A 21746-nucleotide genomic window follows, 5' to 3' on the forward strand; every position below is an offset into this window, starting at 1 on the left:
TCGGAGCTGGTTTATTTGGAACCGGCTTACTTGGAACTGGCTTGCTCGGTGCGGGCCTGCCACTCGGCCTGCAGGGCGTCCAGGGTGCGGTCGATCTGTTCGCGAGTGTGCTCGCAGTTGAGGAAGAAGCGTAGACGGGCGCTCTTTTCTGGCACCGCTGGATGGAGGATCGGCTGCACGTTGATGTCGTGCTTGAGCAGAGCATCCGAGAGGCCGGCAGCGAGCACCGAGCTGCCGACGATGATCGGCACCACGGCGACGCCGATGCTGTCGCCGATATCAAAACCGCGCGCCTTGGCCTGCTCGAGGAAGTAGCCCGAGATGGTATGCAGATCGCGCAGGCGCTGCGGCTCCTCTTTCATCACCGCGAGCGCGGCGAGCGAGGGCGCAGCGACCTGGGCCGGCATGCCCACGCTGTAGAGAAAGCCGGGCGCGAAGTAGCGCAGCATCTCGACCAGTTCGCGACAGCCGGCGATATAGCCACCGCAGCCGGACATCGTCTTGGAAAGCGTGCCCATCCAGATATCCACATCAGTGGATGCGACCTGGCAGTGCTCGCGCAGCCCCAGGCCGGTGTCGCCCATTACCGCGAAGGAGTGCGCTTCGTCGACCATCAGCCACGCCTGGTGGCGCTGCTTGATCTCGACGAAGCGCTTCAGATCGGGGGCGTCCCCATCCATGCTGTAGAGCCCTTCGATCACCACCAGCACGCGCTCGAATTGCCCACGATGGCGGGCCAGCAGGGCTTCCAGCGCCGCCGGGTCGTTGTGGGCGAAACTCATCCGCCGCGCGCCGGAGAGCTGGGCGCCCACCAGGGTGCTGTTGTGGATGTACTCGTCGTGCAGCACCAGATCCTTGGGCCCGAGCAGGTAGCCCAGGGTCGAGACGTTGGTGGCGTGGCCACTGACGAACACCACCGCATCCTCGACCTCGTAGGTCTCGGCGATGGCGTGCTCCAACTCATGATGGATGGGGCGCTCGCCGGAGACCGGGCGACTCGCCGAGACCGAGCTGCCGTAGCGCTTTAGCGCCTCGATGCCGGCCTGGATCACCTTGGGGTGGTGGGCCAGCCCAAGTAGTTGTAGCTGGCGAAGTTGATGCACTCTCGCCCGCCGATGGTGGTGGTGGCCCCGGCGGTCCCTTCGTGGACCTTGAAGAAGGGGTCGGGAATACCCAGCCGCTGGCCTCCCTCGCGCATCAGCTTCAACTGTTGATAGCCGGGGTGGCGGTCGAAACGGGTAAAGCGTTCGTCCACCCCGGTGCCAGCGGCGCGCGAGCTGGGTGCGTCACCCGTCGGGCGCTGCTGGCGTCGCTGGCGGGCCTGGTCGAGCAGGCGCTGCTTGAGCGTATCGGACTGACTCACGGTGTGCTCTCTCCGGGGGCTTGCCCATCCTGCAGCTCGCTGACCCCGTGACGGGCCGCGAGACTGCTGATCGATTCCTCTTCACTCTCGCTGTCGCTGCCTTCGCCGCGCAGCTTGTGCATCAGATAGTCGCACAGCTTGGCCAGGGTACCGGCCTCGCTGAGTACCATCACCGGAACCTGAATGCCCAGGCGTGACTCCAGCGCGGTGACCAGCTCGACCCCCATCAGCGAATCGAAGCCCATGTCGTAGACCGACTTGTGGATGTCGATCTTCTCTTCATCGATCAACAGAATCTTGGCGAGTTCCTTGCTGAGGACACCGATCAGGGTGTCGTAGAGCGCTTCCGGCTCCAGACTGGCGAGCAGCTGCTGCAGGTCGTCGTCGCCTTCGCTGCCGCTGTCGTCGCTGGCGCTGCGCGCGATCTCGCGATAGCGCGGCGTCTCCGCCGTGGGCAGGAAGCGTGCCAGCGCGCGCCACTCCAGTTCGAGCACGCCGAGCGCGGGGACATCGGCGACCAGCATGCGTTCGAGCACGTCTAGGGCGTCACGCGAGGTGAGCGCTTCGCCGCCCAGGCGCTCCTGCAGGCTGTCGCGGGTCTGGGTATGCCGCGCCAGGAAGCCGACATCCTCGATCGCGCCCCAGCGCACCACGGTGGCGGGGCGGCCCTGGGCGCGTCGCTGTGCGCCAAACGCTTCCAGCCAGTGGTTGGCGGCCACGTAGCTGGCCTGGCCGGGGTTACCGAACAGCGTGGTCGCGGAGGAGTAGACCACGAAGAAGTCGAGCGGGTCATCGGCGGTCAGCGCATCCAGATGGCGCGCGCCGTCGAGCTTGGGTGCCATCGCCCGGCGCACCCGTTCGGCGTCGAGATTGCGGATCAGGCCATCGTCGATCACCGTGGCGGCGTGCACGATGCCCTTGATCGGACCCAGGGCATCGCGGGCCGTGTCGAGCACAGCGCCCAGGGCCTCGGCGTCGGTCACGTCGCAGGCTTCGGCGCGCACACTCACGCCCGCGGCCTGCAGGCGTGCCACGCCGGCTTGGGCCTCTTCGGTGGTGGCGCCGCGGCGTCCCAGCAGCAGCAGCTTGCGGGCGCCCTTGGCGGCCAGCCACTCGGCGGTGGCGAGGCCGAAACCGCCCAGCCCGCCGGTGACCACGTAGGTCGCGGCGGCATCCAGGTTGAGCGTGAGATCCTCGCCGGGCGTCGGGGCAATCTGCGGCGGACGCTCGTAGGTGACCACCACCTTGCCGATCTGGCGTGCCTGCTGCATGTAGCGGAAGGCCTCGACCACCCGATCGCTGCCGAAGGCGGTGTAGGGCAGCGGTGCCAGCGTGCCGTCGGCGAACAGCGCCATCATCTCGCCGAACAGCTCGCCAGTCAGGCGCGGTAGCTCGCGCATCAGCTGGTCGGAGTCGACCCCGAAGTAGCTCAGGTTGTTGCGGAACGGACGCAGCCCGACCTTGGTGTTCTCGTAGAAGTCGCGCTTACCCAGTTCGATGAAGCGGCCGAACGGATTGAGCACGCGCAGGTTCTGGTTGATCGCCTCGCCGGCCAGCGAGTTGAGCACCACGTCGACTCCGCGGCCATCACCGCCGTTGTCTACCGAGAGATCGTGCAGAATCTCTTCGGCGAAAGTCAGGCTGCGCGAATCGTAGAGCCGCTCCACGCCCATCAGGCGCAGGAAGTCGCGCTTTTCCGCCGAGCCGACCGTGGCGTAGATCTCGGCGCCCAGCCAGCGGCCGATCTGGATCGCGGCCAGGCCGACGCCGCCGGCGGCACCGTGGATCAGCAGGCGCTCGCCCGGCTGCAGGCGGGCCAGGTGTTTGAGCGAGTAGTAGACGGTGAAGAAGGTCGTGGGGATGGTCGCCGCGGCGGCATAGCCGATCTCCGCCGGAATCGCGGCAACGGCGTTGGCATCGGCGATCAGGCGGTCGCTGAAGCTCGCCGGGCCGAAACCGACCACGGCATCGCCGGGTTTGAGCGGGCTGTCGGCATCGCCGACCCGCACCACCTCGCCGGCGAACTCCAGCCCCAGGGTGGGGCCGGCGAAACCGTTCTCGATCGCCTCGTCCGAGAGCAGGCCGAGGGCATACATCACGTCGCGGAAGTTGAGCCCGGTGGCCTTGACCGCCACCTCGACCTGACCTGACTGGGGCGCGGCCAGCGTATGCGGCTGCCAGCGCAGATGGCGCAGTTGGCCGGGCAGTTCGAAACCCAGGCTGACCGCGTGGCCGGCGCCGATCTCGCGCTGCTCGGCTTCGTTGACACTGCCCGGCGCGGGCTCGAGCCCGAGACGCGGCACCCAGCGCGCGCCCTCGGCATCGAGTACGACCTCGCTCTCGGCATCCGGCATCTCCAGCTCGAACAGCAGGGCGTCCAGCAGCGCCTCGTTAGTCGCTGCATTGGCCGGCAGGTCGAGCAGCCGCACCTGGCGGCTACCGGCCTCGTTCTGCAATGAGCGGCCGAAGCCCCACAAGGCCGCGTCTTCGGGCGGCGTGGATCGATCTGCCGCATCTTCGGGCGGCATGAACCGACCAGCCGCGTCTTCGGGCGGCATGAACCGATCGGGCGGTGTGGCGCTCAGGGTATCCATCGCGCCCAGGGTGGGGCCGACGCCCTGGGTAATCAGCCACAGTGACGCCTCGCTGCCACTGGCTTCGAGACTCTGCAGCCACTGCATGGCGAGCACGCAGCGGGTCTCGGCGTCGCTGCCGAGGCCGCGCAGGTCGACCACCTGGGTCGCGGCGACCTCGGCGAGCAGCGCCGCCGGCTCGCCATCGTCGCGCCGCGAGACCGTCTCTTCGAGGGCTTGCAGGCGCGCTTCCAGCGCGTTGGCGAGGGGCTGCGAGGTGGCGTCGGCCAGGATCAGCCAGTGTGCCGGCGCGGGCTCGGCACGCTCGTCGCTATTATCGCCCGGCGTGGCGCTGGACAGCGGCGGTTGGGCGGTCAACAGCACCAGCCCACCGTGGTCGCTCTCCAGGGCATGCTCGGCGATTCCGCGGTAGCCCAGCATGTCGAGCTGTTCGCGGACCTCGGTGAGCGCCGCGGGCAGGGCGTCGTCCTCCAGGGCCAGCGACAGAAAATGACGCCAGTCGTTGTCATCCTGGGCCAGCAGTGCGATCTGCGCGTCGTCCGCGAGCTGCTGCGGCAGCGCGCGCAGCAGGGCGGCGGTCTCTTCGCGCGTGCCGTCCAGGGTGATCAGCGCTACCGTTGCCCCGATATCGGCAAGGGCCGCGTCGCTGGCGATCAGTTCGACACGCGCATCCTGCTCGGCCAGCGCCTCGGCTTCCTGGCGCGCACTGTCGCGCAGCGGCAGGAAGCGGAACGCCGCGCGGTCACCGGGGATGCCCTGCAGCAGGCGCTCGCCCAGCTGTGGCCGCGATGCCGCTGCCTCGAGCACGATCAGCCGCTGCTGCGGTGGCAGTAGCTGCAGCGAGAGCTGGTACTGCGCCTGCCAGGTGTCGGCCAGCGCGAACCAGCCGCGCTCACCCACGCTGGCCTGGATCAGCCGGGTCATGCGTGCGCTGTCCAGCCCCAGGCTTTCGGCGTCGAGCTGGCCGTCGAGCCACTCGGCCAGGTGCAGGCCGAGCCGGCCGACGCTGTGGGTCAGAGCGGCGTAGTCGGGGTAGTCGCGGATCAGCAGGTTCCAGATCGTGGCGGCATCGATCTCCTCCGCCTCGCGCAGCTGCCAGCCGGCATCGGTCTGACTGACCACGCCACTGGCCATGGCAAGCTCGATCACCCGCTGGCGGCGCTGGCGCAGATCGGCCGGGCCGCTGTCGAAGCGCGCCTGCGGCAGTTGGCCATCGGCATCGGCATGCGGGCGCAGGGCCTGATCGAGGAAGGTCGCGACCAAGGTGTCGAGCAGCGGCGCGACCTCGTCGGCGTAGCGGCCGCCGGTCACTTCGCGGTAGCGCGCCTGCAACTCGCTCAGGGCGAGCTCCGCGCTGGCATCATCCAGCGGTAGGCTGGCGGCTTCCCGCGGTGCCGGGACCAGGCGGTGGTCGAGATAGCTCAACCGGTGCTGGGGGGCATGGCGCAGGCGTGCGGCCTTGAACCGCGCGCCCTCGACCACGGCGATGGCCTGGCCGTCGGCGGCGTAGAGCGCCACCTCGGCGCACAGCGAGTGGGGTGCCCGGCTGGTGAGGCGGACCTCCATCCACGCCGGCGGTGCGGCGTCGAGGCGTAGCTGCAGCCGCTCCAGGCGTACTGGTACGAAGGCCATGCCGCCGGCGGCGGCGAGTTCGTCGGCCAGCAGCGGGATGAACAGCTGGAAGGCGCTGTCGAGAATCCCCGGCGCGAGCAGGCAGTCGCGCTGCCCCTCGGCGATCGCCGGCGGCAGGTCGATGCGGCCCAGGGCGCGGTCATCCTCGAGCCAGATGGCGTCGATGGCCTGGAAGCCGGGGCCGTAGTCGAGCCCGACATGGGCCGCCATCGCCAGGTGGCGCTCGCGGCTGATGTCCGGGGTACGCTGGGGCAGGCCGGTTCCGCGCCGGCTCAGCAGCAGGCCGCGGGTCTGGGCGGCGATACGCGCGCGGGCGTTGAGGGTCCAGGCATCGTCGCTGGCCGGCTCGCGGGTCTGCATGGTGAGGCTGCCATCGGCTTCCTGCAGCTCGAGCAGCAGCTTCTTGCCGTGGCTGGCGTCGAGCAGCAGCGGGCTCAGGATCTCGAGCGCCTCGATATCGAGCAGTGGGCTGGCTTTCCAGGCGCTGGCGGCGGCCAGCGCCAGCTCGGCGAAGCCAGCACCCGGGAACACGGTGGCATCGCCGACGCGGTGGTCGACCAGCCACGGCAGGCGCCGGCTATCGAGCTGACTCTCCCAGGCCCAGCCTTGGCGGGCGAGACGGTAGCCGAGCAGTGGGTGTTCGTAGTGACGTGCCATCAGCCCCTGGGTATCGCCGGTGGGGCTGACCCAGTAGCGCTCGCGTTGCCAGGGGTAGTGGGGCAGGTCGACGAAGCGGCCGACCACCGGGAACCAGTGGCGCGGTGACACGCTGCCGCTGGCGAGCAGCCCGGCAAGGCTGGCTTCGACGGCGCTGAGTCCATCGTCGCCGCGGGCCAACGTACCGAGCAGCGCAGCCTGGCTGAGCGTCGGCGGCGAGGGCGTCGCTGAGGTAGCGGCGCAGGATCGGCTGCGCGCCGATCTCGACGAAGGTGCGCGCGCCGGCGGCGATCAGGGCGTCGATGGCGGGGGCGAACTGCACCGGCTCGCGGATATTGCGCCACCAGTAGTCGGCGCCCAGCTCGCGGCCGGGTAGGCGTGTGCCGGAGACGGTGGAGTAGAACGGCAGCTCGCCGTCATTGGGTGTCAGGTGTCCAAGGGCATCGATCAGCGGGGGCGCGAATCGGGTCCATCGCCGGGCTGTGGAAGGCGTAGTCCAGCGGCAGTCGCTTGGCGAAGATGCGCTCGGCGGTGAGCGCGCTCTCCAGGCGCGTCAGCGCCCAGGCCGGGCCGGCCAGGGTCACGCCCTTGGCGCTGTTGACCCCGGCGATCACGATCTCGGCGTACTCGGGCGCGTCGAGCCAGCCCTGCATCGCCTCTGCGCCCAGGCCCACGGCGCTCATCTCGCCGCTGCCGCGGGTGCGGCCCTGGCCGGCGCTGCGATGGAAGATCACGCTGACCGCGGTCTCCAGCGTCAGCGCGCGGCCCAGGCCCAGGCGGCGGCGACTTCACCCACGCTATGCCCGGTGACTGCCGCCGGGCGTACGCCCTCGGCGGCCAGCAGCCGGGTCAGTCCCACCTGCAGCGCGAACAGCGCCGGCTGGGCGATCTCGGTGCGCGCCAGGCGATCCTCACCTGAACTCTCGCGGGCCTGATTGATGCCTTCGAGCTCCTCGCGCAGGGAGAAGTCCGGCATGGCGCTGGAATAGCGCATCCACTTCGTCGATGGCGGGCGGCGAATACCGCCGACTCCGCCATAGGGTCTGCCCCATGCGCTCCCATTGACAGCCGTTGCCGGTATAACACGAATACCGGGCCGTGGGCCGTCGTCGACACGCTCGGCGCTGGCGCTGCCGGGGACGCTCTCGCCCGCGGCCAGGGCGTCCAGGCGAGTGATTGCGTCTCCCGCGCTGGTGCTGAATAGCACCGCGGCGTGGGGGTGAGCCTCGCGGCGGAAAGCCAGGCTATAGGCGGTGTCGTAGAAGGCTTCAGGGTGGCTGGCCAGCGTGGCGCTCAGGCGGCTGGCGAATTCGCGTAGCGCTTCCGGGCTGCGCGCACTGAGGCACAGCGGTAGCTGGCGGTCGGCATCAGCGGCCGCGGGCTGCGCCATCGCCGGTGCCGACTGCAGCAGCACATGGGCGTTGGCGCCACCGAAGCCGAACGAGTTGACGCCGATGGTCAGCGTGCCCTCGGCTTTGAGGCGGCGGGGTTTGTCGACGATCTCCAGATTCCAGCCGTCGAGATCGATGCGCGGGTTGACCTGGCGGATACCGATGGTCGCCGGAACTTCGCGCTCGCGCAGGGCGTAGATCGCCTTGGCCAGGCCGGCGACCCCCGAGGCGGTCTCCAGGTGGCCGAGGTTCGACTTGACCGAGCCGATGGGCAGCGGCTGACGTCGCTGCTGGCCGATCGCCGCACCGATGGCGCGGGTCTCTAGCGGGTCGCCGACCGCGGTGCCGGTGCCGTGGGCTTCGAGGTAGTCGATATCGTCCGGGGTGAGGCCGGCACGCGCCAGGGTCTGACGCATCAGCGCCACCTGGGCGTCGGCGTTGGGCACGGTCAGGCCCTTCTTGTAGCCGTCGGTATTGACCCCGCTGCCGGCGACCACGGCGAGAATGCGATCGCCGTCGGCCACTGCCTTGTCATAATCCTTGAGCAGGAAGACGCCGCCGCCCTCGGAGCGCACGTAGCCATCGCCGTTGGCGTCGAACACCTGGCAGCGTCCGGTGGGCGAGAGCATGCTCGCCTTGGAGAAGATGATGAAGCCGAACGGATGCAGATGCAGGCTGATCCCGCCGGCCAGGGCGAGCTCGGTCTCACCGCTGCGAATCGACTGGCACGCCTGGTGGAAGGCCACCAACGACGACGAGCACGCGGTATCCATCGACATGCTCGGCCCGTGGAGGTCGAACAGGTAGGAGATGCGGTTGGAGGCGATGCTCGAGGTGTTGCCGGTGGCGGTCGAGGTATCGATCGCCGACATGTCGTCGGCCATGCGATAGGAGTAGTCGAGACTGGCCACGCCCATGAACACCCCGCACTGACTGCCACGCAGGCGCTGCGGGGGAATGCCGGCGTCCTCCATCGCTTCCCAGGTCATCTCCAGCAGCAGGCGCTGCTGCGGATCCATCTGTGCCGCCTCGCGCGGGGAGATGCCGAAGAACGCCGCATCGAAGCCGGAAATGTCGCCCAGGCTACCGGCGGCAAAGGTATAGCTGGTGCCGGGATGGTGCTTGTCAGGGTGGCGATAGACCTCATGGTCCCAGCGGTCCGCGGCAACCGTGGTGACCAGGTCTTCGCCGCTCTTGAGCGCTTGCCAGAAACGTTCTGAAGTCGGGGCGCTCGGGAAACGATGAGCCGCGCCGATGATGGCAACGCGTTGGGTCATTGGGACTCCTTTCTCCGTAGCCTGGGGCTACGCCTTGCTATTGTTGCGTCATCGCCGGGGTGCCGTGTGCACTATCGTGGTGTTCGCGATAGGCGAAGACAGCATCCCGTTGGGGCATCCACGTCCTTGGCGCAGCGCTGCGCCCGTGTGGCGTCGAGATCGCTCGATACGTTCACTGCCTGTGCACGTGATCAGGCATCTTGCCGCCATGATTGCCCGTCGATTGCCTGCTTATTGCGCTCGATGATGGGTCTGATAAATCGTGGTGCCCAGCTTATCCGCTGACAGTGTCTGGCGCACCTTATCGCTTGGCTCGGCGTCGCTCTGCCAGATGAAATAGTTCGTCAAACCATCCGGTTCGCCGTGGTCGGCATAGACGCCCGGCATGATCGGTACGTGGTCGCCGTAGAACGCCAGCATGCCGGGCCTGTCAGCCGTCGTCAGCAGCGCCTTGAGGCGCGCGAGCATCTTGTCGCCGTTGTGCAGGTGGCGCAGATAAACGGCGAGATCGCCATGGCCTTCGGGCAGCTCGCCCTCGAGCCAGTCGGCGGCGACGCGGGCATCTGGCGTCTCCAGATGCAGCGGGCCATGATTCTCCATGCTGATCACGAACACGAACAGCGGCTGCGTCGGGCCTGTGGCGAGCATCTCGCGCACCTTCGCCGCGAGGGCCAGGTCGCCAGTGTACTGGCCGTCGCGATCGCTCTCGTCGAAAGCGCGGATATCGATGAAGTCATCGAAGCCGAGCTGCGGATAGACTCGGTCGCGCAGATAGAAGCTGGCCGGGTAGGGGTGCACGCAGACCGTACGATAGCCCAGCGCCTTGAGCGCACCGGCGAGGTTGCGTACCGGCATCCGCGCCAGTTGATGGTAGGGGTTGAAGCGATGGCCGCCGAGGGCTTCCGGGGTCAAACCGGTAAGCACCGCGCACTCGGTGCGCACGGTGTTGGCGCCCCAGGCGGGCACCTCGAGACGGCCTGCCGCCAGTGCCTGCTCACTCAGAGTATCGAACTCGCGCAGAATCTCCGGGCGAATGCCGGGGTACCAGCTGCGCGGATCGAAGAACGACTCGCTCTGCACCAGTACCAGGTGCGGTAGGGTGTTGCTGGCCGGCGGTGTCGCCGGTTGGGGGAAGGCCGCGGCGTTGCCGCCCGCTGCCAGCGGCTGGCGCAGTAACCTGCCGTAGGCCCACAGATAGGGATAAATGCCTAGTTCGACCAGGTCGTGGTTGGGCTCCAGGTTGCAGGCTGGCATGCGTGGCAGCGCCAGCCACAGGGCGATCACGCTGGCGGCACTCAATGCCAGGGTGACGAACAGGCTCCAGGGCGCGTCGGGGCGGGCGAACAGCGAGGGTTCGAGCCAGAACCCGGCGGCGATGGCCAGGGCGCCGGCACTGCTGGCGGCGATGGTCAAACCGATACCGAAGAAGGGGATATAGAGGCGCGGGTGCTTGACCGCATCGACGAAGTACTCGAAGTCCTGGCACAGGAAGGGCTCGCGTAGCGACGCCGATTTGGTGTTGTTGACCTGGACGATCACCATCTGCAGCGAGCCGGCGATCACCACTGCGAACCACGGGCGCTGCACGATCAGCAGCCACAGCGTGAAGTGCAGCAGGGTAGTGGCCGCGTGCACGCCGATCACCGCAGCCGAACGACGCCATAGCGGGCGCGGGCGTGGCACGAGCAGCAGCTCGAACAGCGACGTGAGCAGCAGTGTGATCAGCGCAGCGCCAAGGGTTTGAGCGATACCGGCACTCATGACTTCGAGCCCTCGGCGTAGTCGAGCCACTTGAGCAGGCGCTGGGAGACCGCCGCCGGCAGTACCGCCAGCCACCAGCAGCCGAAGTCGAGCGGGAAGGGAAAGCTGACGCGGGCGCGGTTGCGCGCAACGCCCGTGGCGATGCGCCGGGCGGCCCGCTCCGGCTGCCACAGGAACGGCTTGGGTCCGGGCATGTCATGGCACATCTGCGAGCTGACGTAGCCTGGCATGATCACGCTGACGCCGACGCCATAGGGCGCCAGCCAGCCGCGCAGAGCCTCTCCATAGGCCTTCACGCCGGCTTTGCTGGCGCTGTAGCTGGGCGTCACCGGCAGCCCGTGGTAGGCGGCCAGCGAGCTCATGAAGACCAGTTGGCCACGCCCCGCGGCGCGCATGCGCTTGCCCAGAAAGTTGCCCATCGCCATGGGTACGCGCAGGTTGATCGCGAGCAGGCGGCTGGCGTCGTCCCAGGCTTCGCCCTGATTGTCGGTGCCGATATCGATGTTCATGCCGGCGTTGACGATGACCAGGTCGGGCGGCGTCGGCGCGCATAGCGATTCGAGCCAGGCGAACAGGGCGTCGTCGTCCTCGAGGTCGACGCGGCTGGTCTCGACCTCGGCCCCTAGCCGTCGGCAGGCGCCGGCGACTTCGTCGAGCATGTCGCTGCGCCGCCCGTGGAGTACCAGCCGGCAGCCCTTGGCATGCGCTTCGGCGTAGTGCTTGGCCAGGGCGGCGCCAATGGCACCGGTGGCTCCGGTGATGACGATACGTCTCATGAAGCAATCTCGTCCTTGAGTTGTTGCAGCGGCGAGCGGTCACGTTCCATGACCTGCAGGGCATGCCCGGCCGCCAGCTCGATACCCGGGCGGCAGTAGAACCCACCGTTGATCTGTACCGTCTGCGCCACGGTGCGGCGATAGGCTCGAAACAGTGCCGCATCCGGCTGCGGCCTATTCTGCCAGAAATCGTCCAGCTTGCCCTGGTGAGTGAGTCCGGGCATGTCGTAGATCGGCGAGGCCAGGGTATGGGTGGGGCAGCCGAAGCCGAGCGAGACGTTGCCGGCAGTACTGTTGACGGTGACCAATCCACTGGCACGCTTGAGCAGCGCCTCCAGATTGCCGCCTTCGAGATAGACCAGGCGTCCCGCCAGATCGTACTCCTTCATCAGCACCTTGATCAGCCGGGCGTAGTGGGCCAGGCCCATGTCCAGCGGGTGGTTCTTGATCACCAGGCGGGCATCGGCGGGGGCATGATAGGCGAACGAGGCCGCCACCTTGCCGATCACCTCCTGCATGTTCTTGAAGTCGGAGTGATAGCGAATCTGGGCGTCGCTCTTGAGCTGCAGCGGCAGCAGAAAGAACGGATGGTCTTCGCTCAGCAGCGTGTGCATGCGCTCGTCGTCGCGCCGCGTCAGATAGGGCATGCGCGCCTTGCGCAGCAGAAACCCGGCATACTCCACCGGTGCGGTGACCAGCGCGTGATTGCGGTAGTGCGGATGCAGAAACGGGTTGGCCACTCCCGCCAGGTGATAAAGCACGTCGTGGCGAGCGCGGGTGCTGAACTGATTGGGAAACGGGCTGGGCTTGCCGGCGCTGGGCAGCCGTCTGCCCGCCTCGCGGTACCACTCCGGGTCCCGTGGCAGTAGCGAGAGTGAGCGTTGACGCCTTCGCGCTCCAGGGTGACCCAGTAGGGGCGAAAGTAGCCCTCTTCGAACACGTGATTGCGGATACCGCGTTCACGCGCGGCGAGAATCGCGCGGCGATGCACCGGGCGGCGATCGCCGAACACCACCTGATCGGTCACCGCGTGGCGCTCCCAGATCCGCGCCAGATAGGCGGGAATCCGTTCGGCGTGGCCGCGATAGGCGTAGGTGTTGCCGTGGTGCCAGTAGAGACTGTCGCCGACGGTGAAGTTGACCTTGATCACACGATGCCCTGCCGCAAGCAGCTGCTCGCCAAGCCGGTCGAAAAACGGCGAGCAGACACCTTGCAACAGCAGGAAACACTTGCGGGACGTCGTCAACTCATTGCCTTTTGGAGAACAGGTTGCGGTAGAGACGATAGGCGCGGGTGCGCAGGGAGAGCCCCCGGCGCGCGTTGCGCTGCTGGCGCATCAGCTCGATGGCGGTGTCGGCATTACAGTAGTCGCCGCTCTGTGGGTCGACATAGGTCGGATAGAGCAGCAGTGCCCCGGCGATCAGCGCATCGAGGCTCAGGCGGCGCGTGCGCCGGGGGCTGTGCAGGCGGTCGTGGGTCAGCCCCCAGCCAGCGCGTAGAACGGTAGCCCGTAGGTGTGCACCGCGACGCCGCGCATCAGCCCTTCGAAGCCGGTCAGCGAGCACATGGTATGAATCTCGTCGGCCAGGTCGATGAGATCGATGATGTCGCAGTCGATCAGCTCGAGGTCGAACAGGTCCTGGGCCTGGCGGTCGATCAGCCCGACCCGTGCCCCCGAGGTCACGTCCGGATGCGGCTTGTAGATGATGAAGGCATCTGGGCGGCGCTCGCGCACGGCCGCCAGCAGCTGCTGGTTGGTCTTGATCTCCGGCGAGCCCTGGGCGATCGACGCATCGGTCTCGACCTGGCCCGGCACCAGGACGATCGGCCGCGTACCGATCTCCTCGCGCGGCAGCGCCGGCAGGTTGCGCCCGGCGACGTTGTACTTCGACAGCTTGAGATCGATCAGCCGCTGGCGCAGGCGCGCCGCCCGCGCCAGCAGGGCGGCATCGAAGGGGGTGTGCTCGAGCAACTGCTCGAGATCGCTGGTGTGATTGGCGTCGTAGTAGAGGCCGCGGGCGTCGAAGGCGAGCGACAGTGGCCGAGTCAGGTCGACTCCGAGCCCCACCGAGCGCACGAAGCCATCCTCCATGCGCCACAGGCGTACGCCATGCGCCTGGCACAGCGTCTTGATCTCCGGGGTGAGTTTCTGCCCCCACACCACCAGGCTGTCGCAGGTCGCGAGCTGTGCCGCCAGCGGTGTCTTCTCGTGGCTGAACTGCACCGTGGCTGCCGGGCCAGGAAATCTCTGACGAAGCCGCGCTTCCAGTTGGAGAAGCCTAGTGCCAGCCAGCGACCCGCCAAGCGGTCGCGCTGGCGCTTCTGGTCGGCGAGCAGGTCGAGGGTCTCCTCCAGCGTCGAAGGCGTAGCCGTGTAGGGGTTGGCGTAGCGGCAGTAGCGTAGATAGGCCGCTGCGAACAGCTCTTCCAGCGAGCGCTGTCGCTGCCGTCGCGGGCACGCCTGGGCGTCCCGGGTGAGTCCCCAACCGGCGTAGAAGGGGACACCAAAACAGTGCACTGGCTTGCCGGCCATCAGCGCTTCGAACCCGAGCTGGCTGGTGACCACGTAGACCGCCTTCACTGCGTCCATCAGCGCCCACGGGTTGATGTCCTCGCCCATCAGGCGACAGCGCGGCTGCGTCGCTGCCGCGGTGAGATAGCCGCGCTTGCGCCCGGCGATCACGTCGGGATGGGTCTTGATCAGAATCTCTGCCTCGGGATGATCGGCCAGTGCCTGCTCGAGCATCCGCGTGAAGGCGTCCGCATCGGCCATGCCATGAGTGATCGAAGCGTCGTCGCGGGTCTGATCCACCACCAGCACGCGCGGGCGCTCGGCCGGGGCAGCGGGCGATCCGGGGCATGGTTGTACTTGGACAGGCGCAGCTCGCGCAGACGCTGCATGGCGCGCGCCGCGCGGTCGAGTTCGGCGGCGTCGAACTCGGCGTGGTTGAGCCAGCGCTCGAGATCGGAGGGCCGTGTGGCGTCGTAATAGATGCCGCTGAAATCGACCACCAGGCTGTGCGGCTGGGCGTGGTCGACTCCCAGCCCCAGCGAGCGCAGGAAACCATCCTCGATCGCCACGTAGGGCAGGTCACGTCGGGCGGCGAGGTGGCGTGCCCGAGCTGCGGTGGGCTTGAGCCCCCAGCCGACGACCGCATCCAGCGGGCGCCGGCTGTACGGTCCGACATGTTTGAGCTGCGGATACTCCGGCAGCAGACATCCCACGACGCGCCAGCGCGCCAGCCCGCGTGAGAGATAGCCGGCCACGCGGCCGCCCGCAGCTCCGGGCAGTGAAGAAGACGACGAGACTGTCGGATCGTTGTTCATATTGCGAGAAAAAGGCCAGACCGTCATCGAAATGGATCGCCACGCTACGCAACTTCCCTGCATTAGGCAATCGCCGGCGGCGTACGGGAGAGTGCGCGCAGTGTAGCGCATCGGGGGTCGGATTTGGGGCGTTTTCAACCGCTGTCTGGCGATGGCGAAAGAGATTGAGTCAGGCGTTTCATTGTGTATCGATTAACGCGCTAATCGAAGGCGCAAATGTAATCAAGGTTTTCTCATGGAAAAGACGAGTCATGCCTGTATGAGAACTCTCATGTATTGACGCGTCGCATTCTCCGTTTTCTTTCATGGTCGTTTCGGTGTCGATGTCTGGCTTTCTCATGAAACGCAGAGGATGGCGTCCATTCACTGCCGAAACAGGCGCGTTGTGGGTAAGCCAATAGTCCTCGTGGCCGCCTCTGTTTTTTCCATTAAACCCTTTTGAAACAGTGTCTTGAGGCGGTTTAGAAAACTCAGTGTCCTCAATGAATTGTTGATCGACAGATTCAGAAATTCATGTCGTCGATCAATAATGTCAATTTACAAAAAGAAACATTGACGTTTTTTGACGTTTGACTCGCCGTGGGGTTTCACCGAAAAAGAGCGCAAGTTAGCCCGTTCAAGAGCGCTGGCGATATCACTGATTATCGTCTCGTTCGCGGTCGTGTAGCGAAACGTCAACAGGGTTCGGCCGGCGCCGGAGTGGCCCGTGATTACAGGAATTGACATGTCTGCGTCTGCCAGCATCAGCGGTGTACATGACTTCGAGACCCAAGGCATCCCCGCAGGGGCCAGTTCAGGCCACTTTGCCGCTGCGCCGCGGCGGCGTCGATCGGAGTCACGTGCATGAGCGTGCCGGGGACGCTGGGCCAGACGCACCTGAGGCAGCTCGAGGCGGAGTCGATGTACATCATCCGCGAAGTCGTGGCCGAGTTTCGCCGCCCGGTCATGCTCTACTCCATCGGCAAGGACTCCTCGGTGATGCTGCATCTGGCGCGCAAGGCGTTCTATCCGGGCTCGCCGCCGTTTCCGCTACTGCACGTCAATACCACCTGGAAGTTCAAGGAGATGATCGCCTTTCGCGATCGCGTCCTGGCCCAGGTCGGCATGCCGCTGATCGAGCATATCAATGAAGAGGGGCGAGCCGCCGGCATCAACCCCTTCGACCACGGCAGCGCCAGATACACCGACATCATGAAGACCCAGGCGCTCAAGCAGGCGCTGGATACCCACGGCTTCGATGCCGCCTTCGGCGGCGCGCGGCGCGACGAGGAAGCTTCCCGCGCCAAGGAGCGGGTCTACTCCTTTCGTGACAGGCACCACCGCTGGGATCCCAGAAACCAGCGCCCGGAACTATGGAATCTCTACAACGGCAGGATCGGGCCGGGCGAGTCGATCCGCGTATTCCCACTCTCCAACTGGACCGAGCTGGACATCTGGCAATACATCCACCTCGAGTCGATTCCCATCGTGCCGCTCTATTACGCCGCACCGCGTCCGGTGGTGGTACGCGACGGCCGGCTGATCATGGTCGATGACGAGCGCCTACCGCTGGCCCCCGGCGAGCTCCCCGAGGAGCGCTGGGTGCGCTTCCGCACCCTCGGCTGCTATCCGCTCACCGGCGCGGTGGCGTCCCACGCCGCGACGCTGCCCGCGATCATTCGAGAGATGTTGCTGACCCGCACCAGCGAACGCTTCGGGCGTGCCATCGACCACGATCAGGCGGGGTCGATGGAGAAGAAAAAACGCGAAGGGTACTTCTGAGGCGGCGACGTAGGAATCGAACCAGAACCAGCGGCCGGCGCCCGGGCGCCGCAGGCCATCGAGAGGGAACACCGTGTCACACGCGTCAGCCATGATCACCGACAACATCGAGGCCTACCTGAGAGTGCACGAGCACAAGGGAATCCTGCGCTTCATCACTTGCGGCAGCGTCGACGATGGCAAGTCGACCCTGATCGGGCGGCTGCTGCACGACGCCAGAATGATTTTCGAGGATCAGCTGGCGGCGGTGGCGCGGGACTCCAAGCGCTGTGGCACCACCGGTGAGCGCATGGATCTGGCGCTGCTGGTCGACGGCCTGCAAGCGGAACGCGAGCAAGGCATCACCATCGATGTCGCCTACCGTTTCTTCTCCACCGACAAGCGCAAGTTCATCATCGCCGATACCCCGGGGCACGAGCAGTACACCCGCAACATGGTCACCGGCGCCTCTACCGCAGACCTGGCGGTAATCCTGATCGATGCGCGCCTCGGGGTTAAGGCGCAGACCCGCCGGCACAGCTATCTGTGCGACCTGCTTCGCCACCTGGTGGTGGCGGTCAACAAGATGGACCTGGTCGGCTATTCGCGCGAGCGCTTCGAGGAGATCGTCGCGGCGTACCGCCATTTCGCCACGCGGCTGACGGCCACCGACATCCGCTTCGTGCCGCTGTCCGCGCTGGAGGGTGACAACGTCGTCGACCCCAGCGAGCGCATGCCGTGGTATCAGCTCGGTGGCCAGCGCGGGCCGGCGTTGCTGCCGCTGCTCGAGCAGATCGATATCACCACCCCGGCGCCGTTCGAGGCGCTGCGCTTTCCTGTGCAGTACGTCAATCGTCCTAACCCTCACTTCCGTGGCTACTGCGGCACCCTGGCCGCCGGCACCCTGCGTCCGGGGGATGCGGTGCGGGTGTTGCCCTCGCGGCAGCGAGCCAGGGTGGCGCGCTTGGTTACCAACGATGGTGATCTCGAGATCGCCTATCCGGGCCAGTCGATCACCGTGACCCTCGACGCCGAGGTCGACGTCTCGCGCGGAGACATGCTGGTGGCGGAAGCGTCGGAGCTGACGCCGTGCAGCGCCTTCAGCGCGGATCTGGTGTGGCTGCACGAGACGCCGCTGGCGCTGGGCCACGAGTACGAGCTCAAGGCGGCGACCCGTAACGTCTGCGCGCGGGTGGTGAGACTGCTGCATCAGGTCGATGTCGACACCCTGGCGCACATGCCTACGCAGCGGCTCGCCCTCAACGGGATCGCGCGCTGCCAGATCGAGGTGGATCAGCCGCTGGTGCTGGACAGCTATCAGCGCTCCCCGGGCACCGGCGCTTTCGTGCTGATCGATCGCTTCAACCATCTGACCGTCGCCGCCGGCATGGTCATCGACACCCTGAGCGCGGCCAATTTGGTGTGGCACGACATGGCGGTGACTCAGCGTCGCCGCGCCGAGCGCCACCGCCAGAAGCCCTGCGTGGTGTGGTTCACCGGCTCTCCGGCGCCGGCAATCGGCGTCGCTGATGCGCTCGAGCGCCAGCTCTTCGGCATGGGGCACAGCACCTATCTGCTCGATGGCGACAACCTGCGCCACGGACTGTGCAGCGATCTGGGCTTCGGCGACCGCGAGCGCCAGGAAAACATGCGCCGGGTCGGCGAGGTGGCTCGGCTGATGGTCGACGCCGGCATGATCGTGCTGGTCGCACTGATCTCCCCCTTCCGCCAGGAGCGCCAGCGGGTGCGCGAGCGCATGGCGCCGGACGAGTTCATCGAAGTGTTCGTCAATACCCCGCTGGCGGTGTGCGAGCGACGTGACCCCAAGGGGCTCTACCGTCGTGCCCGGGCGGGGGAAATCGCCCAGTTCACCGGTATCAGCTCGCCCTATGAAGCGCCCCAGCAGCCCGAGATCGAGATCGATACCTCGCACAACGACCTGACGCTGACGGTCGCCGGGCTGATCGCCGCGCTGCGGCACGAGGGCGTCATTTGAACCGCCATTCGGAGTGATCCCGCTGGCCGGGCGGCCGGCGGGCCAGGCAGGACAAGCAGGAGGATAACCCGCATGCAGCACACAGAACGCGTACGCAGACCCCAGACGCGAGCCCGCAGCCAGGCGCGAGCTCGCAGAGACAAGTCGGTGTGGCTGGCAGCCACCCTGGTGCTGGCCGCCGGCCTGGCCGGATGTGCCGCACCGGGCGGCCAGCTCGGCGCCGCCGACACCCTGGCGATGGCGGATGCCACGCCGGCAGGGCCGGCCCTGAGCGCCTTTCTCGAGCGCGCGCCGGATGGCGCCGTGACCACGCTGGCGGCATCGCCCTGGGGCGGCAACGTCACCGTCTACGCCCGCGAGCGCTACTTCGCCGCCAGCGGCCATGAGTGCCTGCGGCTCGATGTGAGCCGCGGGGCGGTGCCGGCGGCACTGGGTAGCGGCGAGGTGGCCTGTCGGGTCGCCGCCCGCGGCTGGTACACCCAGCGGCTGGTGACCGAGGTGGTGCGCTAGCCAGCGCCGCCGCCGCAGCGAGCCGCCGCCACCGGCCGCGGTCACGCTGCGCGGCCAATAACCGAGCCGCAGCCGGGCGCCTTGAGCCCCCGCGCCGGCCGACAACGAGTCTAGGGCAGGAACACAACATGAAGCGCGCAGCATGGATTTCCCGGGCAATGTGCCTGGTGGGGTAGCGTGGCTGAACGCCGGCGCGGTCCACGCGCAGTCGATCGGCGTCGATAGCAGCTCGCTGCTCGGCAGCGATGCCGAGGCGCAGCCGCTGACCGCGGATTCGAGCGCGGCCGGGGTCGAGACGATTCCACGGGCCGACTGGGACAGCGGCACCTATGGGCCGGTCGATCCGCGCACCCAGGCGCCGGTCGATCCGGAGTCGCTGCCGCCGTTCGGCGCCAACCTGTTCACCGGGGGCTTCCGCGGCACCATGGCCGATGGCCTCAACCCGGCTTACCTGATCAAGCCGGGCGACCAGATCACCATTCGGGTGTGGGGCGGGGTGGAGCTCGACCGGGTGCTGGTGGTGGACGCCCAGGGCAACATCTTCCTGCCGCGGATCGGGCCGCTGCAGGTCCAGGGCATCTCCAATGCCCAGCTCAACGCCAAGGTGCGCGGCGCGATCCAGTCGGTCTACCCCGAGAACGTCAGCGTCTACACCAATCTGCAGGGCGTGCAGCCGGTCGGCGTGTTCGTGACCGGCTACGTCAATAGCCCCGGCCGCTACTCGGGCACCCCTAACGACTCGGTGCTCTACTTTCTCGACCAGGCCGGCGGCATCGACCAGGCGCTGGGCAGCTATCGCCGGGTGCTGATCAAGCGCGGCGGCCGGGTGATCGGCGTGGTCGACCTGTATGACTTCCTGCTCGATGGCGAGATCGTGCGGCCGCAGTTCCGCGACGGCGACACCCTGGTGGTGGAGGCGCGCGGCCCGGCGATCAGCGTGGTCGGGGACGTGCAGAAGGACTATCGCTACGAGCTGGTGGGCGACAGCCTGACCGGACAGGACGTGCTCGACCTGGCACGGCTCAAGGCCGGTGTCTCGCACGTGCTGCTGCGTGGCAGCCGGCCCGAAGGTCCGCTGTCGCGCTACCTGCCGCTGGCCGCCTTCCGCGCTGCCGAGGTTCGGCGCGGTGATGAGGTGCTGTTCAGCGCCGATCAGCGCGACGAGACCATCGTGGTGCAGGTCGAAGGCAGCTACTACGGCCCCTCGCGCTATGCGCTGCCGCGCAACGCCAAGCTGGGCGAGCTGCTCAACGCGATCAGCGTGCCCCGTGACATGACCAGCTATCGCGATGTCTCGATCCGGCGAATCAGCGTCGCCCGCCAGCAGGCGGCGTCACTCAAGGAGAGCTTGCGCCGGCTCGAGACCACCTATCTCGGTTACCCCTCGCGGACCGCCAAGGAGGGCGAGATCCAGGTGCGCCAGGCGGAGCTGATCGAGCGCTTCGTGCAGAAGGCGGCCCAGGTCAAGCCCAACGGCCGGCTGGTGGTGGCGCGTGACAGCGGGGTCGCCGATATCCGCCTGCAGGATGGCGATATCGTCACCATCCCCGAGAGTACCGATTCGGTGCTGCTCAGCGGCGAGGTGGTGATTCCACAGGCGCTGGTGTTCACCCCGGGGATGAACGCCGACGACTACTACTCCGCCTGGCCGGTGGCTTCACCCCGCGTGCCGACGAGGACCAGGTGCTGGTGGTACATCGCAACGGTGCGGTGATGCATGCCGGCCAGACCCGCATGCGTGCCGGTGACGAGATCATCGTGCTGCCCGCCGCACCGACCAGCAATATCGAACTGGCGGCGAGTATCACTCAGATCCTCTATCAGGTTGCGGTAGCGACCAAAGTGGCGCTCGACCTATGAGCGCCGCAGCGAGAGGAGGGCGCGCGCATGGCTGACTCGATGCTTCCGATCGCCGGCGCGCGTTCGCGCGGTGCCTGGCGGGTGGCCCGCAGCGTGTGGTTCGCGATGTTCATGCGCGAGGCGATCTCGCGCACCATGGCCGACCGCATGGGCTGGTTCTGGATGATCTTCGAACCGCTGGCGATCATCGGCGTGATGGTCTCGATCCGCGGACTGTTCATGTCGGGCAGCGAGATCTCCGGCGCCGACCACGTGCCGTGGATGATCGTCGGGCTGATGGGCTTCGGACTGTTCCGCGAGAACATGATGCGTGCGCTGGGGGCGATCGACGCCAACAAGGGGCTGTTCGCCTACCGCCAGGTCAAGCCAGTCGATACCGTGCTGGTGCGCTGCTTCCTGGAGGGCATGCTCAAGTCCTTCCTGTTTCTGATGTTCATGCTGATCGGTGATCTGCTCCAGTTCGAGCTGATGCCGGACCACCCCCTCGGTGTGCTGCTCGACTGGCTGTCGCTGTGGGCGCTGGGGTGGGGCGCGGGGCTGACGGTCTCGGTGCTCGGCGATCTGGTGCCGGAGTTCGGCCGCGTGGTGCGCATCCTCAACCTGCCGCTGCTGCTGCTCTCGGGCGTGATCCTGCCGGTGATGTACATGCCTTACCCCTACCGCGACTACCTGCTGTGGAATCCGCTGGTGCACGGCCTGGAGAGCATGCGGGTCGCGTTCTTTCCCGGCTATCACACCCTCAACGATATCGACATGACCTACCTCTGGTTCTGGGCGCTGTCGCTGCTGGCGCTGGGCCTGCTGCTGCACATCCGTTTCGCCGCCAGGTTGAAAGCGCACTAGCGCGGAGGAGCGAGCCATGA

16 protein-coding genes and 3 pseudogenes are annotated in these 21746 nt (G+C 67.2%); 6 read left to right on the plus strand and 13 right to left on the minus strand.

The window, feature by feature from the left end:
- Positions 1-26: 26 nt before the first annotated feature.
- From CN538_RS15560 to CN538_RS25450, 13 genes and pseudogenes are all read right to left on the minus strand, one after another.
- Positions 27-1363 (minus strand): annotated as a pseudogene (locus CN538_RS15560) (aminotransferase class I/II-fold pyridoxal phosphate-dependent enzyme).
- On the minus strand, positions 1360-6426 hold the full coding sequence (locus CN538_RS15565; protein WP_242495233.1) for an SDR family NAD(P)-dependent oxidoreductase: 5067 nt from the start codon (positions 6424-6426) through the stop codon (positions 1360-1362). Before CN538_RS15565 ends, CN538_RS15560 begins: the two are co-directional and overlap by 4 nt.
- A gap of 40 nt (positions 6427-6466) precedes the next feature.
- Positions 6467-6697: pseudogene (locus tag CN538_RS23305) on the minus strand (acyltransferase domain-containing protein); the annotation flags it as partial.
- The gene (locus CN538_RS24605; protein ID WP_277985038.1) at positions 6663-6980 is read right to left on the minus strand and encodes an acyltransferase domain-containing protein; all 318 of its coding nucleotides are present in this window, start codon (positions 6978-6980) and stop codon (positions 6663-6665) included. The pseudogene CN538_RS23305 and the gene CN538_RS24605, both read right to left, overlap by 35 nt.
- A gap of 20 nt (positions 6981-7000) precedes the next feature.
- Complete coding sequence (locus CN538_RS23310; RefSeq protein ID WP_277985039.1) at positions 7001-8914, minus strand: type I polyketide synthase; 1914 nt, start codon at positions 8912-8914, stop codon at positions 7001-7003.
- 231 nt (positions 8915-9145) lie between these two features.
- Positions 9146-10675 carry an LTA synthase family protein gene (locus tag CN538_RS15575; protein ID WP_106420032.1) on the minus strand — a complete coding sequence of 510 codons (1530 nt, stop codon included), beginning with the start codon at positions 10673-10675 and terminating at the stop codon, positions 9146-9148.
- A complete protein-coding gene (locus CN538_RS15580) occupies positions 10672-11451 on the minus strand; it encodes an SDR family NAD(P)-dependent oxidoreductase (protein ID WP_106420033.1) in 780 nt (259 codons plus the stop codon). Before CN538_RS15580 ends, CN538_RS15575 begins: the two co-directional genes overlap by 4 nt.
- Positions 11448-12362 (minus strand): capsular polysaccharide export protein, LipB/KpsS family, encoded by a 915-nt coding sequence (locus CN538_RS15585; RefSeq protein ID WP_340638351.1) that lies wholly within the window; start codon positions 12360-12362, stop codon positions 11448-11450. Before CN538_RS15585 ends, CN538_RS15580 begins: the two co-directional genes overlap by 4 nt.
- A 17-nt stretch (positions 12363-12379) precedes the next feature.
- Positions 12380-12601 (minus strand): annotated as a pseudogene (locus tag CN538_RS25430) (capsule biosynthesis protein CapA); the annotation flags it as partial.
- Between the two features lie 97 nt (positions 12602-12698).
- A complete protein-coding gene (locus tag CN538_RS25435) occupies positions 12699-13016 on the minus strand; it encodes a hypothetical protein (RefSeq protein WP_340638139.1) in 318 nt (105 codons plus the stop codon).
- A complete protein-coding gene (locus CN538_RS25440; RefSeq protein ID WP_422917514.1) occupies positions 12929-13615 on the minus strand; it encodes a capsular polysaccharide export protein, LipB/KpsS family in 687 nt (228 codons plus the stop codon). Before CN538_RS25440 ends, CN538_RS25435 begins: the two co-directional genes overlap by 88 nt.
- Positions 13498-14265: a capsular polysaccharide export protein, LipB/KpsS family gene (locus CN538_RS25445; RefSeq protein ID WP_340638352.1), complete on the minus strand. Its 768-nt coding sequence runs from the start codon at positions 14263-14265 to the stop codon at positions 13498-13500. The genes CN538_RS25440 and CN538_RS25445 overlap by 118 nt, the downstream gene beginning before the upstream one ends.
- A complete protein-coding gene (locus CN538_RS25450; RefSeq protein ID WP_340638141.1) occupies positions 14151-14804 on the minus strand; it encodes a capsular polysaccharide export protein, LipB/KpsS family in 654 nt (217 codons plus the stop codon). The genes CN538_RS25445 and CN538_RS25450 overlap by 115 nt, the downstream gene beginning before the upstream one ends.
- A gap of 816 nt (positions 14805-15620) precedes the next feature.
- Here CN538_RS25450 and cysD point away from each other — a divergent pair.
- The 6 genes from cysD (at position 15621) to CN538_RS15615 (ending at position 21726) form a co-directional block, all read left to right on the plus strand.
- Positions 15621-16538, plus strand: coding sequence for a sulfate adenylyltransferase subunit CysD (gene cysD, locus CN538_RS15595; RefSeq protein ID WP_106420034.1), 918 nt, complete (start codon positions 15621-15623; stop codon positions 16536-16538).
- A 73-nt stretch (positions 16539-16611) separates the two neighbouring features.
- Positions 16612-18513 carry a sulfate adenylyltransferase subunit CysN gene (cysN, locus tag CN538_RS15600; RefSeq protein WP_106420035.1) on the plus strand — a complete coding sequence of 634 codons (1902 nt, stop codon included), beginning with the start codon at positions 16612-16614 and terminating at the stop codon, positions 18511-18513.
- Between the two features lie 72 nt (positions 18514-18585).
- Positions 18586-19023: a DVU3141 family protein gene (locus tag CN538_RS15605; protein WP_106420036.1), complete on the plus strand. Its 438-nt coding sequence runs from the start codon at positions 18586-18588 to the stop codon at positions 19021-19023.
- Positions 19024-19165: 142 nt separating this feature from the next.
- Positions 19166-20737: a polysaccharide biosynthesis/export family protein gene (locus CN538_RS15610; RefSeq protein WP_340638143.1), complete on the plus strand. Its 1572-nt coding sequence runs from the start codon at positions 19166-19168 to the stop codon at positions 20735-20737.
- A complete protein-coding gene (locus tag CN538_RS25455; protein ID WP_340638144.1) occupies positions 20707-20883 on the plus strand; it encodes a hypothetical protein in 177 nt (58 codons plus the stop codon). The genes CN538_RS15610 and CN538_RS25455 overlap by 31 nt, the downstream gene beginning before the upstream one ends.
- Before the next feature lie 27 nt (positions 20884-20910).
- Positions 20911-21726 carry an ABC transporter permease gene (locus CN538_RS15615; RefSeq protein ID WP_207233533.1) on the plus strand — a complete coding sequence of 272 codons (816 nt, stop codon included), beginning with the start codon at positions 20911-20913 and terminating at the stop codon, positions 21724-21726.
- Positions 21727-21746: the final 20 nt, after the last annotated feature.

It is taken from the genome of Salinicola tamaricis, assembly GCF_003006155.1.
Taxonomy (GTDB): domain Bacteria; phylum Pseudomonadota; class Gammaproteobacteria; order Pseudomonadales; family Halomonadaceae; genus Salinicola; species Salinicola tamaricis.